This is a genomic window from Streptomyces sp. ICN903, from assembly GCF_022015835.1.
Taxonomy (GTDB): Bacteria; Actinomycetota; Actinomycetes; order Streptomycetales; family Streptomycetaceae; genus Streptomyces; species Streptomyces fenghuangensis.
In genome coordinates this window covers 1-16392 of the sequence record NZ_JAKMAY010000118.1, presented here as the reverse complement: position 1 = coordinate 16392, position 16392 = coordinate 1, and the positions used below count along the sequence as shown (strand labels likewise).

The following is a 16392-nucleotide window of genomic DNA, read 5'->3' as shown; positions in this document are numbered from 1 at the left end:
GCCCACTCCCGAGCCCGCACCCGGCCCCGTCCCCGGAGCGCACGCCCGGCGGCGGGCGCGCCGGCCCGTCGGGCTGCTGGCGGCCGTGGCGATCGTGGCCGCCGCGGTCGGCGGCGGTACGGCGACCCTGGCCGCCGGGACGTTCGGGAACGGCGCCGCGCCCGCCGCCACCTCCTCCGTCCTCGGAACCAACGCCGCCGACACCGGCACCGGCGTCGCCGAGGTCGTCAAGGCCGTCACCCCCAGCGTCGTGGAGATCGGCGCCTCCTCCCGCTCCGGCTCCGCCACCGGATCCGGCGTGGTGATCTCCGAGGAGGGCGAGATCCTCACCAACAACCACGTCGTCTCCGGCGCCACCGAGATCGAGGTCACCTTCTCCGACGGCGACACCGCCCGCGCCGAGATCGTCGGCACCGAGCCCGACCTCGACATGGCGCTGATCCGGGTCGAGGACGCGGGCGACCTCACCCCCGCCGAGCTCGGCGACTCCGACGCCGTCCGCGTCGGCGACCGGGTCGTCGCCTTCGGCTCGCCCCAGGGCCTTTCGGGCACGGTCACCAGCGGCATCGTCTCCGCCAAGGGCCGCGAGGTCACCGTGGAGCGGACGGGCGAGGAAGGCCGGCCCAGGGACGACCGGTCCTGGCCCTTCGAGTTCGACGGCGACCGGTACAACGGCGAGCTGGGTTCCGAGACCACCACCTACGAGGCCATCCAGACCGACGCCTCCCTCAACCCCGGCAACTCCGGCGGCCCGCTGGTCGACATGAACGGCCGCGTCATCGGCATCAACTCCGCCATCCACAGCAACGCCTCCACCGCCGCCGAGGCGGGCAGCGTCGGCCTGGGCTTCGCCGTACCCGTCGACGACGTCGAGGAGATCCTCGACGACCTGCGCGCCGGCGGATGATGCGGGTGCGACACTCGCCACCATGACCACCGCCTCCTCCGCCACGTCCCACCCCGCCCCGCCCGCGCGCGTGCTGGTCGTCGACGACGAGCCGGCCGTACGGGAGGCCCTGCGCCGCAGCCTGGCCTTCGAGGGCTACGAGACCGAGCTCGCCGCCGACGGCCTGGAGGCGCTGCGCCGGGTGGAGGCGTACCGCCCCGACCTGGTGATCCTGGACGTGCTGATGCCGCGCATGGACGGGCTGACCGCCGCCCGGCGGCTGCGCGCGAGCGGGGTGACCGTCCCCGTGCTGATGCTCACCGCCCGCGACACCGTCGGCGACCGTGTCACCGGCCTGGACGCGGGCGCGGACGACTACCTGGTCAAACCGTTCGAGCTGGACGAGCTGCTGGCCCGCATCCGCGCCCTGCTGCGCCGCAGCTCCTACGCCCGCGAGCAGGCCGGCGCCGAGGAGACCGAGGTGCTCTCCTTCGCCGACCTGCGCATGGACCTCACCACGCGCGAGGTCACCCGCGGCGGGCGGCCGGTGGAGCTGACGCGCACGGAGTTCACGCTGCTGGAGATGTTCATGGCCCACCCGCGCCAGGTCCTCACCCGCGAGCAGATCCTCAAGGCCGTCTGGGGCTTCGACTTCGAGCCCTCCTCCAACTCCCTGGACGTGTACGTGATGTACCTGCGCCGCAAGACCGAGGCGGGCGGTGAGCCGCGCCTGGTGCACACCGTGCGCGGCGTCGGCTACGTCCTGCGGGACACCCCGGGCCCGGCCCCGGCCCCGGGCAGCACCGCAGGAGAGCCGCACCCGTGACGTCCCGGCTCAACTCCCTGCCGCTGCGCTCGCGTCTGGCACTACTGGTCGCGGTTGCCGTGGCGGTCGCGGTGGCGGCGTGCTCGCTGGCCGCCTGGCTCCTGGTGCGGGCGGAGCTCGTCGACTCCCTCGACGACGCCCTGCACGCCAACCGGGTCCCCGACAGCCGGCTCATCGAACTCGTGCGCGCCGGGCAGTGCCGGGCGGTTCCGGAGGAGGAGCGGCTGGACACCCCCAATCCCTTCGACTCCACCGTGCAGCTCGTGGACCGGGACGGCGACAGGTGCATGGCCTTCGGAGAGCGGCCCCTGCCGGTCTCCGCCGACGACGTGGCCGTCGCCCGCGGCGAGCGCGCGGAGGCCCTGCACACCGTCACCGCGGGCGGCGAGGAGTACCGCGTGCTCACCACCCCCCTGCGCGGCACGGACGCCGCCGTGACCGTGGCCCGCCCGATGGCCGAGATCGACCAGAGCCTGGACACCCTCGCCCTCGTCCTCGGCCTGGTCGCCGCCACCGGCGTGCTCGGCGCGGCGGGCGCCGGCGTCCTGCTCGCGCGCGCCGGCCTGCGCCCGGTGGACCGGCTGACGGACGCGGTCGAACACGTCGCCCGCACCGAGGACCTGGCCGTCCGCATCCCCGTCGACGGCGACGACGAGATCGCCCGCCTGTCACGCTCCTTCAACGCCATGACCGCCGCCCTGGCCACCTCCCGCGACCTCCAGCAGCAACTGATCGCCGACGCCGGACACGAGTTGCGCACCCCGCTGACCTCGCTGCGCACCAACATCGACCTGCTGGTGCGCAGCGAGCAGGCCGCCCGCCCGCTGCCGCCCGGGGACCGCCGGGAACTGCTGGAGTCGGTGCGCGCCCAGATCGGCGAACTCGCCGCCCTCATCGGCGACCTCCAGGAGCTGTCCCGGCCCGACGCGGCGCCCGCCGGCGGACCGGTGGAGATCACCGGCCTGCACGAGATCGCCGAACGCGCGGTGGAACGCGCCCGGCTGCGCGGCTCGAATATCACCATCACCCGCGACCTGGCCCCCTGGTACGTGCGCGCCGAACCGGCCGCGCTGGAGAGGGCGGTGGTCAACCTGCTGGACAACGCCGTGAAGTTCTCCCCGCCCGGCGGGACGATCGACGTCCGCCTCGACGGCTCCACCGGCACCCTGCGCGTACGCGACCGGGGCCCCGGCATCCCCGAGGACGAACTCCCCCACGTCTTCGACCGCTTCTGGCGCTCGCCGTCCGCCCGCAGCCTCCCCGGCTCCGGCCTGGGCCTGTCCATCGTGGCCCGCACCGTGCGCCGCAGCGGCGGCGAGATCGCCCTCCACCCGGCCCCCGGCGGCGGCACGGAAGCCGTCCTGCGCCTCCCCGGCGCCCCGGTGCCCCCGCCGGAGACACCCGGCCGTTCCGGTGGAGGGCCGGGCGGAACGGCTACGGGGTGAGGCGCTCCGCGACCTCCGTCCCGTCGGCGCGCACCGGGACGGGGGTCAGCGGACGCAGCGGCCCTCGGAGTACGAGGCCGCCGGCGGCTATGGCCAGGCTGATGACGATGAAGGACCTGCCTATCGGGCTGCGATGGTTGTAGACGTACCGGTTCGTCCCCCAGTCGCTGCGGACGAAGGGGGGCTCGTGGTCGTCTTCGCGGCTCATGGCCGACATCTTGGGGAGCCGTGGAGAACGCCGCCGGGCCGGGGCCCGGGTGCCGCTCAGTCCAGTTCCACGTCCTCGGCGATGCGCCGGGCCCTGATGTAGGGGCCGCCCTCGTACTCCCCGTACAGGGTCTCCGCGAGGTCCACGCCGAGTTCCCGCTCGACCTCGGCGAACTCGAACTCGCCCACGACGCCGGTGACGCGGACCGCATCGTCCTGGTCCACGGCCGGCATGTTCCCCTCGACGACCAGCAGCGGTTCGATGTCACTGGGTTCGTCCCCGCCGACGGTGAAGGCCCAGGGTGAGATGACGTCGTGGACCCTGCCCTCGACCGTCCTCTCCTGCCCGACCACGGATTCCGCGTCGCCGCTCTCGAACGCCTCGTTCACCTCGGTGATGCCCTCGGCACCGTTCCCGCCGCACCCCGCCGACGCGGAAAGCGCGAGCAGCAGCGCGAGCAGCGCCGCCGACCGTCGGTGGCCGGGAACGCTCCGGGCGTGTCGGGTGGGCATCTCCTGTCGTCCTCTCACTCTCGGGGGATTCTCCGGGCGGGCCGTCGGCGGGTGTCCGGCCGGGCGGGCCGGGGCCGGTCCGCCGCACGGGAGGATGCGACCTCACTCCAGGCGGGCCGAGGTGTCGATGGAGGAGGCCGCCACGTAGTTCTCCCGCTCCCAGTCGGTGAAGGCGCCCTCGTCCCAGTCCACGTCGAGCCCGTTCGCCACCTCCTCGGGGACGAAGTCCTCCCGCACGGTGCCGGTGACCCGCACGGTGTCGCCCTCCGCCACCCGGGCGGTGTCCGCGGAGACGACCAGGAGGCTCCTGATGTCGCCCGTGTCGTCACCCCTGTTCTCGGGATCGGCACGGGCGACGGTGAAGGCGTGCGCGTCGATGACCTCGCCGACCTCGGCCGTCAGGACGATCCGCCTGTTGGTCCAGGTGGTGACGTCGTTCCAGAACTCGGCCTCCGCCAGATCCCCGTAGACGAACTCGTACCCGTCCTCCGCGTCCTGCGTGGCCCCGACGCTCACCGACGCCTCGGGAGCGGGCGACTCGTCCCCGCCGCAGCCGGTCAGGGCGGCGGCGCCGACCACGACCGCGGAGAGCACCGACAGCGGCAGGGCGGCACTGCTCCGCGTCCGGCGGCACTTCACGCTGCGGGGCATGTTCTCGGATCCTCTCGACGCGCGGGCGGTCCCGCACGCCCCGGGTGACCGGACGCCGGGGCCGCCAAACCGGCGAACCGACGCGCGGAATCATTCCTGCCGCGGCGCCGGGCCATGCCGCGCACGCCGTTTCCGCCCCTGCCGGCGCCGGATCTCCACCCGGGTGGCGGCCCCTGGCCCGAGGCATCGGGGGAGCCGTGAAGAACGCCGCCGACCGGTCGGGGGACCGGTCGGCGGCGTTGTGGGGGGACTCCGCGGGCCGGGGGAAGGCGGCCCGCGGAGGGAGGGTCATCCGCCGTGGGGGGTTACCGGATGACCGTGATCCGGTCCGCCGCCGGGGCGTCCAGCGGGGCGGCGGCGGAGGAGTTGGCGGTCAGGTAGTCCTGGAGGGCGGCCAGGTCGTCGCTGCCGACCAGCGGGTCGGTGCCCCGGGCCAGCGTCGGGAAGCCGTCGCCGCCGCCCGCCAGGAAGGAGTTGACCGCGACGCGGTAGGAGGCCGACGGGTCGATCGGCTCGCCGTTCAGCCGCACCGAGTCCGCGATGATCCGGTCCGCGCCGGACCGGGTGAGGTCGAGGGTGTAGGTGAGGCCGGAGGAGACCTGGAGGATCTTCGGGGAGTCCTCGTTGGCACCGCTGACCTGCTCGCGCAGCACCGTCAGGAGCTGCTCGCCGGTGAGGGTGGTCAGGTTGACGGTGTTGGAGAAGGGCTGGACGGTGAAGCCCTCGGCGTACGTCACCACGCCGTCGCCCTCGGCGCCGGAGGCCGCGTACACCAGGTCGGAGCGGATGCCGCCGGGGTTCATCAGCGCCAGGTCCGCCTCCGGGTCCAGCCCGCGGGCGTGGGCGAGCTGGGCGTCGGCGATCAGGTCGCCCAGCGGGGACTCGGGCACGGTGCGGTCGGCGGTGATGTCCTCGGAGATCCAGCCGATGGGACGGCCCGCGACGGGCGCGGCCAGCCCCTTCCAGTAGTCGATCAGGGAGGTGAGGTCGGCGGCCTTCTCCTGGTTGCGGTGGACGACGCGGTTGGTGCCCTCCACCGAGGCGCGCACGATGTCGCGGGTGCGGCGGTCGTACTCCATGTTCAGCTCGGTGAACAGCCGGCCGTAGGAGGCGGCGGAGGTGACCAGGCGGTCCTCGCCCCGCGGGTCGGGGACGGAGCAGACGTACGGCTGGTGGGTGTGGCCGGTGATCAGCGCGTCCACGCCCGCGTTCGTCCGCCTGGCGATGTCCACGATCGGGCCGGAGAGCTTGCCGCCGTCCTCGCCGCAGTCGGCGTTGTAGGCGCTGGAGGCCGGGGTGCCGCCCTCGTGGATCAGCGCGATGACGGCGTTGACGCCCTTGCGGCGCAGCTCCTTGGTGTACTTGTCGATGGTCTCGGCCTCGTCGAGGAACTTCAGTCCCTTGATGCCCTCGGCCGAGACGATGTCGGGCGTGCCCTCCAGCGTGACGCCGATGAAGCCGACCTTGACGCCCTTCATCTTCTTGACGGTGTAGGGGGCCATCAGCGGCTTGCCGGTCTTCTCGTCGACGACGTTGGCCGCGAGGATCGGGAAGTCGGCGCCGCCGAAGGTGCGGCCCTCGTCGTAGCAGCCGTCCTCGGGGTGGCAGCCGCCGTTCTGCAGGCGCTTGAGCTCGGCGGCGCCCTCGTCGAACTCGTGGTTGCCGACACCCACGACGTCCATGCCGAGCGCGTTCATCGCCTCGATGGTGGGCTCGTCGTGGAAGAGGCCCGACAGCAGCGGGCTGGCGCCGACGATGTCGCCGGGGGCGACGGTGACCGAGTACGGGTTGCCCTCGCGGGCCTCGCGCAGGGAGGTGGCGAGGTACTCGGCGCCACCCGCGTCGATCTGCTCGGTGGTGCCGTCGGGGTGCTGGTGGGTCACACGGCCGGAGGAGCCGGTCGGGGGCTCCAGGTTGCCGTGGAAGTCGTTGATGGCGAGTACCTGGAGGTCGACGGTGCGGCCGTGGTGCCCGCCGCGGTCGCCGTGCGCGCCGGGACCGTCCGACGGGGCGTCCTGCGCGGCTGCGGGCATGGCGGCGCCGAGGGCGCCGACCGTCAGCAGACCGGCCGCGGCTGCGGTGAGTCTGCGGGAGAGGGGAGACCGCTTGGGCGGAGTGGACATGTTCTGTCCCCTTCTGTTCCCTTGTCGAGGCCGTGAGTTGGCCCGGAAGTGGCCGTTGGTGGCGGGGGGAAGCCTAGGTCAACGCGCGTAGCGTGTCATTGTCGCGTTGGTAACCGCATGGTTTCGATGCTGCGTAGGCTTCTCCCCATGAGCGACGTGGTGGTTGTGGACGAGCTGACGCCCGAGGCCGTGCGGCAGGCCCAGGCGCTGATCGACGAGGCCGCCCGGGTGGACGGCCAGCCCGCCGTCTCCGAGCAGGGCCGCCTCCAGCTGCGCGGCGGGCGCCGCGCGGGAGTACGGCACCTGCTGCTCTGGCAACGGGGGGAGCTGGCCGGTTACGGGCAGCTGGAGGACACCGATCCGGTCGAGGCCCCGACCGGTGAGTTCGTCGTCCACCCGGACCACCGCAACCAGGGCCACGGACTGGCCCTGGGCCGCGCGCTGCTGGAGGCGTCGGGCCGGCGGCTGCGGGTGTGGGCGCACGGCGGCCACCCGGCCGCACGCCACCTGGCGCGGCTGCTCGGCCTCACCCTCTTCCGCGAACTGCGGCAGATGCGGCGCCCGCTGACGGGCCTGGACCTGCCCGAGCCGTCGCTGCCGCCGGGCGTGCGGCTGCGCACCTTCGTCCCCGGACGCGACGACGACGCCTGGCTGGCCGCCAACGCCGCCGCCTTCGCCCACCACCCCGAGCAGGGCGGCATGACCCAGCGCGACCTGGACGACCGCAAGGGCGAACCGTGGTTCGACCCCAAGGGCTTCTTCCTCGCCGTGCGCGACGGTGAGGACGGCGGGGGCGCGGGCAGCGGTGAGGAGCTGCTCGGCTTCCACTGGACGAAGGTCCACAGCGCCGAGCAGCTCGGCGAGGTGTACGTCGTCGGCGTCACCCCGGGCGCCCAGGGCGGCGGCCTGGGCAAGGCGCTGACACTGGTGGGCCTGCGCTACCTCGCCCGCGACCGCGGCCTGCCGACCGCGATGCTGTACGTGGACGCCGACAACACCGCGGCCGTGAAGGTCTACGAGGGCCTGGGCTTCGAGACCCACGAGGTGGACCTGATGTACCGCACGGAGGGCTGAGCCGGCCGGAGGCGGCTTATTGGGGCGGCCGGCCGGCCGCCCGTCGTCCGCCTGCGGCGCCGGCCCCCGCAGCGGCAGCGGCGGCCGGAGACGGGATCAGGCTGCCACGGATGCCCCCAGTACGTCCCGCAGCCGGCGGGCCTCCTTCACCAGGCGGCCGCTCCCGCCCCGGGCGGCGGCCTGGGCCACCCCGCCGACCGGACCGCGCGCCCCGCAGGTCCCGGCGCACTCGGCGGCCAGCGCCAGCAGGTCCGGCAACCCCCGCACCGGATCCGGCGCCGCCAGCATCCCCGGCAGCGCGGCGGCCAGCACCGCGAACACTGTGGCCGGGGCCCCGGCACGTACCGCCTCCCGCAGCGACTCCAGCAGCCGGTTCGGCTTCACCGTCCCGGCCGCCACCGTCTCGGCCACGTCCCGGCCCAGCCGCGCCGCGTCCAGGTCACCGCGCGCCGCCAGCACCAGCAGCGCGTCCACGGCCGCGGTGCGGTCCTCCGGATGCCGTGCGCCCAGGGTGTGCGCCAGCCCCAGATGGACGGCCTCTCCCGCCGTGCCCCTGGCCTCGGCCAGCGCGGGCAGCAGCGCCGCGCCGCCGCGCAGCTCCTCGTCGCCGGTGGCGGCGAAGGTGGGCTGCAGGCGCAGGGCGACCAGCTCGCGGTGGACGGGCAGGACGGACGGCCACAGGCGGGATCCTGGATTCCAGGACGTCTCGTCCCGCTTGCCGTCGGCGACGTACACGCCCAGCAGCCGCTGGAAGGCGGTGCCGAGCGGGCAGGGCAGGGCCGCCGCCGCGCTGGAGAGGCGCACCCGGACGACGGGGCTGCCGTAACCGTGGATCCGGTGCGTGGGCCGCGCGTCGCGGACCGGCTCGGGCAGCGACGGGCCGCCCGCCTCCAGCCAGACGCGCACCCGCCGTCCCGCCTCACCCTCCAGCCGTCCGGCGGCGGCCAGGACTTCCGGACCGGCGGCGGACACGTCCAGCCGGAGCAGCGCCTGGTCCAGATCGCAGGGGCCGGGCACGGCACCCGTCCGCTCGTACTCGGCCAGCCGGGCGACCAGTTCGGCCGGGTCGATCCGCCCGTCGGCGGTGGTGGGAGCGGCCAGGAGGAACGGCGGCGGGTCGTTCAGCACCCGCCACGCGGCCTCCAGCAGACGGGCCCCGAGGGCCTCCCCGAAGGGCGTGAAGCCGCGTCCGCGCGGATGCGGCACCGCATGGGCACCCGACACCGACGGCGGGAGAGGGGACTCCTCACCGCACAGCACCGCCGCCACGTAGTGGAGATGGCCCGGACCCGGATCGCCCCACCAGGCATGCCGCCCGTTCCAGGGGTGGTCGCGTATGACCGGCTCCAGCGCCCGCACCAGGCCGTCGCGGTCCCGGTGGGCGTGGCGGACCAGGCCGTCCAGGGCCCGCTCGAAGGCGGCCGCGTCGACACCGGCGGCGGCGGAGGGCCGGAACTCGGCCGCCCGTACGGCGGCCATGACGGCGCCGACCTCCTCGGCCACCTCGGCGGCCGTGGCGAGCGGCGGTGCCACCGGCACCGGCTCGGGGACGGGCGGGAGGACGTCCTCCCAGGGGCCGTCGGCGGCCCCGTCGTCCGGCAGCTCCACCCCCAGCAGCTCGGCGGCGCGGGGACGCAGGGCGGGGCCCAACGCCTCGGCTGCCCGGGCAAGTTCGGGGCGCGCCGCGTCCCCGGAGTGTTTGAGGTGGCGGGCGATCAGGTTCAGCGCCCGCTCCTGGAGGACGGTGTCCTCGTGGCCGAGGGCGTCGGCGGCGGCGAGCACCACCGCACCGGCCCGCCCCCGGTCGCGGCGGGCGGCGGCGTCCAGCCAGCTCAACTGGGCGCGCACCAGCTTCTTCTCCGTCCGGAACAGCACCGCCCGCGACGCCTGGGCCAACCGCTCGTCGTCCAGCCGCCCGTCCGCGTCCAGGGCGGCCAGCCGCTCCTGGGCGAGGGCCGCGACGGTGGATGGCGCGTCGGGCAGCAGACGCAGCAGGGTGGTGGCGCGGGCCGCGTACTCGTCGTCGGTGGGGGCGAGCCCGTTCAGGACGGAGAGGAAGCCGCGAAGCTCGGCCGGGCGCCCGCCGCGCAGCAGCCGGGACAGGCAGCCGTCGAGCAGGGCGGAACGCTCCAGCCGCCCCTCGGCGGCGAGCGCCGCCAGCGCCTGCGGCCAGGAGTCGGTGCCCTCCGTCAGCAGGGCGCCGACGCCCTCCACCTCGAACATGAGCGGGGCGAGCACATCCAGGAACGGATCGGCGCGCAACCGCTCCAGAAGCGAGCGGGGGGCACCGTCCGGGGCGCCGGACCGGTGCTGGAACCGGGAGGGCCAGCTCCGGTTCCGCACCCACTCCTGGACGAACGCCCCGCCGGTCGGCACGGCGCATCCCGAACGCAGGACCAGCGCCTCGACCAGGGCGTAGTGGCCCCAGCCCCACTCGCTGTCCGCCTGGCGGCGCCCGGCGACACGGTGGGCGACATCCCCCTGCCAGTGCGCCGGCCGGTCGCCGAGGACCGCCAGGAGACAGGGGGTGTCGGCGGGCTCGACCAGGCTCAGATCGGTGTGCCCGAGCCACTGGGCGGCAGCGGCCGCGCCCGTGTGGCAGCCCGCGCCCGCGATGACCAGGGCCCGCCTGCGCGGCCGGGCCTGGTAGCCCCACTCCTCGCGCAACCGGGTGCGCCACGCCTTCAGATGGGGGACACACGAGCGACGCTGCCCGTCGGACAGGGCGGCCATCAGGTCGGGCAGCCGCCGGTGTTCACCGCCCGCCACGGCGAGCAGCACCGCGTACGCGCCCCCGTCCAGCTCCCGCTCGGCCGCCGCCAGAACCTCGCGCTCCCCGTCGGTCAGATGCTCCGTGCGCGTCCGTCCGCGCACCAGCCGGGCCAGGGCACCTCCCGCGCCGCTCACCGGGAACCCGCCCGGGCAGCCGTGGCGGCGGAGGCCGGGGCGTCCTGGGTGTCCTGGCCACCCCGGGCGTCCAGGGTGATGCGGACGGCCAGGGCGTGGCGGCACGGGCCGCGCCCGCCCCGGTAGCGGGCCCACCAGCGGCAGGTGCAGCTCAGCCCCTCGCCTCCGGCCCGCACCCGGTGGTCGTGGTCGCCGGCGGCGACGGTGAAGGTGCCGTCCGCCTCCGCTCGTACCGCAGCGGCGGCCACCAGCTCGCGGGCGGCACGCAGCCGGGGGTTGTGCCGCTCGGCCCGCCCGGCGTCGTAGGGCAGCTCGCGGTGGAAGTACGCCGCCTCGGCCGTGTCGTAGCCGATCCGCCCGGCGGTGCCCAGCACGGTCAGGGCGGCGCGCACCCGCTGCGGCGTCAGACCCGACCGCCGGGCCAGCTCCCCGACATCCACGCGCGGCTCCCAGGCCAGCAGCACCGAGACCAGATCGGCGTCCTCGGCGGCCTCCTCACCGGACAGCGCCTCCAGCACCGCGCCCTCGCCCGAGAAGCCGCGGGCGGGATCGGGGGAGAGGGTGAGCGTCAGCCGCATCCCCGGCAGCAGCAGTTCCCAGGCGGAGGCCGCCGCGCCGCTCGCGGTCGTCGCGGGCGGCCCGTACAGGCGCAGCCCGGTGGCGTGGCGCAGCACCCGCAGCAGGGCCGAGAGCCGGTCCGGGCCGGGCAGGCAGACGGCGCCGGGCACGGGGCGGGTGGTCGGCCGCAGGGAGCGCCCGGCCTGCACCGCCCAGAGGGCGGACCCCGCACCCGAGCGGGCGCGCGGCAGGGAGCGCAGGAAGCGGACCGCCTCGGCGGCGGTGACCTCCGCGCGCAGGTCGAAGGCGGAGGCGATCACCTGGGTCTCGGCGAAACCGCGCAGCCAGCGGTCCGGCAGCGGCACCTTCTTCTCCACCACCGGCCCGTCGAAGGTGGTCACCTCCAACTCCTCCGGACCGACCCGCAGATGGAGGGGATCGGAGGGGCCCACCCGGACCAGTGCCTCACGCAGCGGGTTGTTGACGTCCACGTTGGTGGTGCCATGGCCGATGTCGTCCCCGTCCAGGCCCTCGCCGAGGATGTCGAGACGGGCGTAGACGCCGCAGCAGCCGGAGAACGACTCGAACCGCAGCCGGTCCCCGCTGCCCGTCACCACCGGGTCGAGGGACGCGGCCGCCAGGCGCTGGTGGTAGCGGGCCGAGGCCACGTCGGCGACGGACAGCAGCGCCGCGGCGGCGGCCTCGGGCGCGGTCACGAACCCGGAGAAGAACCGGGGATGCGCGCTCGCCCCCGCCGGCGTCGCCCCGCCCGAGGTCTCCAGCCCCAGCTCGGGCCCGCCCGCGCCGCCGCGCACGGCCGAAGGCCGGAGATAGGTGTACGTGTGCACCGCTGATGCCGTGGTCGTCATGGCACACGAACGTAGAGGCGGCCTCTGACATTCAGTCCGAACGGCTGTGGATCACCCGGTCAGCGACCGGCGGTGTACGCCGTGAAGCCGGCCCAGGCCTCCGGCGTGAACGTCAGCCGGGCGCCTCGTATGCGCTTGGAGTCGCGGACGTGGACGGTGCCGGGTGTGGCCGCGACCTCGACGCAGTCCGGGCCGTCGTTGCTGCTGTAGCTGCTCTTGGTCCACTCCAGCTCCGAGCCGTCTCCGGCGGAGGGCTTGAGAGTCATGTCATCTCTCCCAGCACTTTCCTGATGAAGGCCAGAGACTCACGCGGTGTGAGGGCCTGGGCACGAAGCATGCCATACCTCATCTCCAGAATCCGCACCTCTTTCGGGTCGGAGATCAGGCGGCTGGTGAGCTGAACTTCGTTCTGGGCGACTGCTGTTCTGTCCTTGAAGCTCAGAACCCTCAGCGATCCGCTGAGCGCGGCGTGCTCCTCGATCTCCGTGGGCATCACCTGGATCTTGACGTGCCGCAGTTCGCTCAGGTCCAGAAGATGCTCAAGCTGGTGTCGCAGGACATCCCTGCCTCCGAGCGGGCGCCGAAGTGTGGCCTCTTCCTGAACAAAGGTCAGAAGAGGAGCAGGATGCCGCGTCAGAATCTCCTGCCTGGCCATGCGCGCGGCCACCAGTCGTTCGAGTTCCTCCTCGCTGCATGCGGGGAGGCGCAGGCCGAACAGCGCTCTCGCGTATTCCTCTGTCTGGAGAAGGCCGTCGATGACGGTGTTGGTGTATGACCCCACCTCCACGGCTTCGGACTCCAGCTTGGCCAGATCGCGCACTTTCTTCGGGTAGCGGGCCTCCTCCACATCCTTCTTCATCGCGGCGAGCTTGCCGTCCGCGCCCAGGATCTGGTCCGCTTTGGTCAGGAAATCCGGATGCGGCAACCGCCTGGCGCGCTCGACGGCCGAGACCATGCCCAGGCTGTAACCGATGGCGTCGCCCAGCTCCTGCTGCGTCAGGCCCGCTCCTTCTCGCCACAGTTTGATCTGGCGGCAGGTGGCCCGGATCGCCGGGCCGTAGTCGTCCTCCCAGTCCTCCTCCCAGGAAGCGCCGTCCGCGCCGTTTGTCGTGTGGTCCGTTTGGTATTCGTGTCGCTTGCCGCAGTTGTCCGTGCTCATGCGCACCATCCCCTCCGTCACGCCCGTGTCCAACGGATTCGCCCCCGGCCCGTCACCCCGTACAGGCCGCACAGATCCGGCCCGCGATTCCACAGCGGCCGGTGTACAGCGGCCGGTGTCCGGAACGCCGTCATCGACCACAGTAGTGACGTATCGGTCACTATGGGTGATGGGGGTTCGAAAATCGCTCGAACGGGAAATTCCGCCTCGCTCGGCCCTCGTCCCGGTGGCCCCGCCCCGGCGGCACCCGCCGCACACCGCCGTACACTCCCGGAACCCGCCGTGACGGTTCGCCGGAGCGAATCGTTCCGGCGTCCGGCACCCGCGCGAAGTGCGGGGATCGCCTGACAGCCATGTCGGCTTAACCGGCGATTCAAACTCGCTTGCGAGCATCGCGGAATGCAGCCCGTCGTGCCGAAGGCGTCGGCCCCGGGGCCACGCCCCGGGCCGCAGCTCGCCGACGCGCCGTTGCCTCTGGCGGCGCGGAACAATGGAGGAATGAGCCAGCCTGTCCAGCCCCCCGTCGGTTCCATCGCCGCCTCGCGCCCGCACGCCATGATCACGCCGGGGCACGCGCTCGAGCCCGACCTCGACACCGACTCCGACGCCTACCGGGAGGGCGAGGGCCCCGACGGGGCGGACGAGGAGCTGCCGCAGGGACGTTTCCTCGACCGGGAGCGCAGCTGGCTCGCCTTCAACGAGCGGGTGCTGGAACTGGCCGAGGATCCCGCCACGCCGCTGCTGGAGCGGGCGAACTTCCTGGCCATCTTCGCCAGCAACCTCGACGAGTTCTTCATGGTGCGCGTCGCCGGCCTCAAGCGCCGCATCGCCACCGGCGTGGCCACCCGTTCCGCCTCCGGCCTCCAGCCGCGCGAGGTGCTGGAGCTGATCTGGAACCGCTCGCGCGAGCTCATGGCCCGGCACGCCGCCTGCTTCCAGCAGGACGTCCTGCCCGCCCTGGCCGACGAGGGCATCCACCTGGTGCGCTGGCCGGATCTGACGGAGAAGGAGCAGGCCCGCCTGTTCACCCTCTTCCGGCAGCAGATCTACCCCGTGCTGACCCCGCTGGCGGTGGACCCGGCGCACCCCTTCCCCTACATCTCCGGGCTGTCGCTGAACCTGGCCGTGGTGGTGCGCAACCCGGTCAGCGGCCACAACCACTTCGCGCGGGTGAAGGTGCCGCCGCTGCTGTCCCGCTTCCTGGAGGCCTCCCCGCAGCGCTACGTGCCCATCGAGGACGTGATCGCCGCCCACTTGGAGGAGTTGTTCCCAGGGATGGAGGTCCTCGCCCACCACATGTTCCGGGTCACCCGCAACGAGGACCTGGAGGTGGAGGAGGACGACGCCGAGAACCTGCTGATGGCGCTGGAGAAGGAGCTGATGCGGCGCCGCTTCGGCCCGCCGGTGCGCCTGGAGGTCGAGGAGTCCATCGACCCGTACGTGCTGGACCTGCTGGTGCGCGAGCTGAAGGTCACCGAGGCCGAGGTCTATCCGCTGCCCGGCCCGCTGGACCTCACCGGCCTGTTCGGGATCGCCTCGCTGGACAGGCCGGAGCTGAAGTACCGCAAGTTCGTCGCCGGTACCCACCGCGACCTGGCCGAGGTCGAGTCGGCCTCCGCGCCCGACGTCTTCGGGGCGCTGCGCGAGCGCGACGTGCTGCTGCACCACCCCTACGACTCCTTCTCCACCTCCGTGCAGCGCTTCCTGGAGCAGGCCGCCGCCGACCCGGACGTGCTGGCGATCAAGCAGACGCTGTACCGCACCTCCGGCGACTCCCCGATCGTGGACGCGCTGATAGACGCGGCCGAGTCCGGCAAGCAGGTGCTGGTGCTGGTGGAGATCAAGGCCCGCTTCGACGAGCAGGCCAACATCAAGTGGGCGCGGAAGCTGGAGGAGGCCGGCTGCCACGTCGTCTACGGCCTCGTCGGCCTCAAGACGCACTGCAAGCTGTCGCTGGTGGTGCGGCAGGAGGGCGAGACGCTGCGCCGCTACAGCCACGTCGGCACCGGCAACTACCACCCCAAGACCGCCCGCCTGTACGAGGACCTGGGTCTGCTGACGGCCGACCCGCAGGTCGGCGCCGACCTGTCCGACCTGTTCAACCGGCTGTCGGGCTACTCGCGCCGCACCACCTACCGCCGGCTGCTGGTCGCGCCCAGCTCGCTGCGCGACGGGCTGATCCAGCGCGTCAACCGGGAGATCGCCCACCACCGGGCCGGGCGGCCGGCGTATGTGCGGATCAAGGTCAACTCGATCGTCGACGAGGCGATCGTCGACTCCCTCTACCGCGCCTCCCGGGCCGGGGTGCCCGTGGACGTGTGGGTGCGCGGCATCTGCGCGGTGCGGCCGGGGGTGGCGGGGCTGTCGGAGAACATCCGGGTGCGCAGCGTGCTGGGGCGCTTCCTGGAGCACTCCCGGGTCTTCGCCTTCGCGGGCGGAGGCGATCCGGAGGTGTGGATCGGCAGCGCCGACATGATGCACCGCAACCTCGACCGGCGCATCGAGGCGCTGGTACGGGTCACCGACCCCGGCCACCGGGCCGCCCTCGACCGGCTGCTGGAGGCCGGCATGGCGGACACCACCGCCTCCTGGCACCTCGGCCCGGACGGCGAGTGGACGCGCCACGCGACCGACGCCGAGGGGCGGCCCCTGCGGAACGTCCAGGAAATGCTCATCGACGCCCGGAGGCGCCGACGTGGTCCAGCCACATGACCTGTCCCTCGATGCGGCCGACGGGGGAGGGGAGCCGTATCCGCAGACGCTTCCGGAGGTCCGCGAGGGCCCCGGCGAGGCGCTCTCGGATCTGGGGGAGGCCACGGCGGGCGAGGTGCTGGCCGAATACCTCCACCGGCAGGCCACCGGTTTCCTGCGCGGCCTGCGGCTGCACGAGGAGAGCGCGGGCAGCGCGGAGTCGGCGGCCGTCGCGGCCGAGGCCGTGCGGACGATGCGCCGCTGCGCCCGCCGCGTCGGCGCGGCACTGCGGGTCTACCGGCCGCTGACCGAGGCCGCCCGGGCCGACCAGCTCGGCTCCGAGCTGGCCTGGTTGTCGGGCGTGCTGGGGCGGGAGCGGGCGTACGAGGCGCGGCTGGAGAGGCTGCTGGGGGCGCTGCACCGGCTGTCGTCGGCGCCGGTGGGGGTGACGGACGCCGACGGCTCCGCGACCGGCTCCGCCCC

14 protein-coding genes are annotated in these 16392 nt (G+C 73.8%); 6 read left to right on the top strand and 8 right to left on the bottom strand.

What is annotated here, in order from left to right:
• The 3 genes from L7D48_RS14350 to L7D48_RS14340 form a co-directional block, all read left to right on the top strand.
• Window positions 1-907 (top strand): S1C family serine protease (locus L7D48_RS14350; protein ID WP_305853147.1); only part of this gene is annotated, 907 nt, incomplete at its 5' end.
• 22 nt (window positions 908-929) lie between these two features.
• On the top strand, window positions 930-1712 hold the full coding sequence (locus L7D48_RS14345) for a response regulator transcription factor (RefSeq protein ID WP_237879825.1): 783 nt from the start codon (window positions 930-932) through the stop codon (window positions 1710-1712).
• A complete protein-coding gene (locus L7D48_RS14340) occupies window positions 1709-3157 on the top strand; it encodes a HAMP domain-containing sensor histidine kinase (RefSeq protein WP_237879824.1) in 1449 nt (482 codons plus the stop codon). The genes L7D48_RS14345 and L7D48_RS14340 overlap by 4 nt, the downstream gene beginning before the upstream one ends.
• Here the strand turns inward: L7D48_RS14340 and L7D48_RS14335 are convergent.
• The 4 genes from L7D48_RS14335 to L7D48_RS14320 all read right to left on the bottom strand — a co-directional run bounded on the left by L7D48_RS14335 (window position 3147) and on the right by L7D48_RS14320 (window position 6651).
• Window positions 3147-3365, bottom strand: a complete 219-nt coding sequence (locus L7D48_RS14335) for a hypothetical protein (protein WP_237879823.1) — start codon at window positions 3363-3365, stop codon at window positions 3147-3149. The two genes, L7D48_RS14340 and L7D48_RS14335, sit on opposite strands and share 11 nt — an antisense overlap.
• A 56-nt stretch (window positions 3366-3421) precedes the next feature.
• Window positions 3422-3877, bottom strand: coding sequence for a hypothetical protein (locus tag L7D48_RS14330; RefSeq protein WP_237879822.1), 456 nt, complete (start codon window positions 3875-3877; stop codon window positions 3422-3424).
• A gap of 102 nt (window positions 3878-3979) precedes the next feature.
• Entirely contained in the window at window positions 3980-4528 is a 549-nt protein-coding gene (locus L7D48_RS14325; protein ID WP_237879821.1) for a hypothetical protein, read from the bottom strand.
• 305 nt (window positions 4529-4833) lie between these two features.
• Complete coding sequence (locus L7D48_RS14320) at window positions 4834-6651, bottom strand: bifunctional UDP-sugar hydrolase/5'-nucleotidase (RefSeq protein WP_237879820.1); 1818 nt, start codon at window positions 6649-6651, stop codon at window positions 4834-4836.
• A gap of 147 nt (window positions 6652-6798) precedes the next feature.
• On the opposite strand from L7D48_RS14320, the gene mshD reads away from it, so the two are divergent.
• Window positions 6799-7725 carry a mycothiol synthase gene (mshD, locus tag L7D48_RS14315; protein ID WP_237879819.1) on the top strand — a complete coding sequence of 309 codons (927 nt, stop codon included), beginning with the start codon at window positions 6799-6801 and terminating at the stop codon, window positions 7723-7725.
• A 96-nt stretch (window positions 7726-7821) separates the two neighbouring features.
• On the opposite strand, the gene L7D48_RS14310 is transcribed toward mshD, so the two are convergent.
• Genes L7D48_RS14310 through L7D48_RS14295 form a run of 4 tightly spaced genes read right to left on the bottom strand, consistent with a single transcriptional unit; the run spans window position 7822 to window position 13218 of the window.
• Window positions 7822-10632, bottom strand: coding sequence for a DUF6493 family protein (locus L7D48_RS14310; RefSeq protein WP_237879818.1), 2811 nt, complete (start codon window positions 10630-10632; stop codon window positions 7822-7824).
• The gene (locus L7D48_RS14305; RefSeq protein WP_237879817.1) at window positions 10629-12059 is read right to left on the bottom strand and encodes an SWIM zinc finger family protein; all 1431 of its coding nucleotides are present in this window, start codon (window positions 12057-12059) and stop codon (window positions 10629-10631) included. Before L7D48_RS14305 ends, L7D48_RS14310 begins: the two co-directional genes overlap by 4 nt.
• 59 nt (window positions 12060-12118) lie before the next feature.
• A complete protein-coding gene (locus L7D48_RS14300; protein ID WP_237879816.1) occupies window positions 12119-12325 on the bottom strand; it encodes a DUF397 domain-containing protein in 207 nt (68 codons plus the stop codon).
• On the bottom strand, window positions 12322-13218 hold the full coding sequence (locus L7D48_RS14295) for a helix-turn-helix transcriptional regulator (RefSeq protein WP_237879815.1): 897 nt from the start codon (window positions 13216-13218) through the stop codon (window positions 12322-12324). Before L7D48_RS14295 ends, L7D48_RS14300 begins: the two co-directional genes overlap by 4 nt.
• A gap of 498 nt (window positions 13219-13716) precedes the next feature.
• Here L7D48_RS14295 and L7D48_RS14290 point away from each other — a divergent pair, with 498 nt between their 5' ends.
• Window positions 13717-15930: an RNA degradosome polyphosphate kinase gene (locus L7D48_RS14290; protein ID WP_237879814.1), complete on the top strand. Its 2214-nt coding sequence runs from the start codon at window positions 13717-13719 to the stop codon at window positions 15928-15930.
• On the top strand, window positions 15914-16392 hold a 479-nt coding region (locus L7D48_RS14285; protein ID WP_237879813.1), incomplete at its 3' end, for a CHAD domain-containing protein. The genes L7D48_RS14290 and L7D48_RS14285, both read left to right, overlap by 17 nt.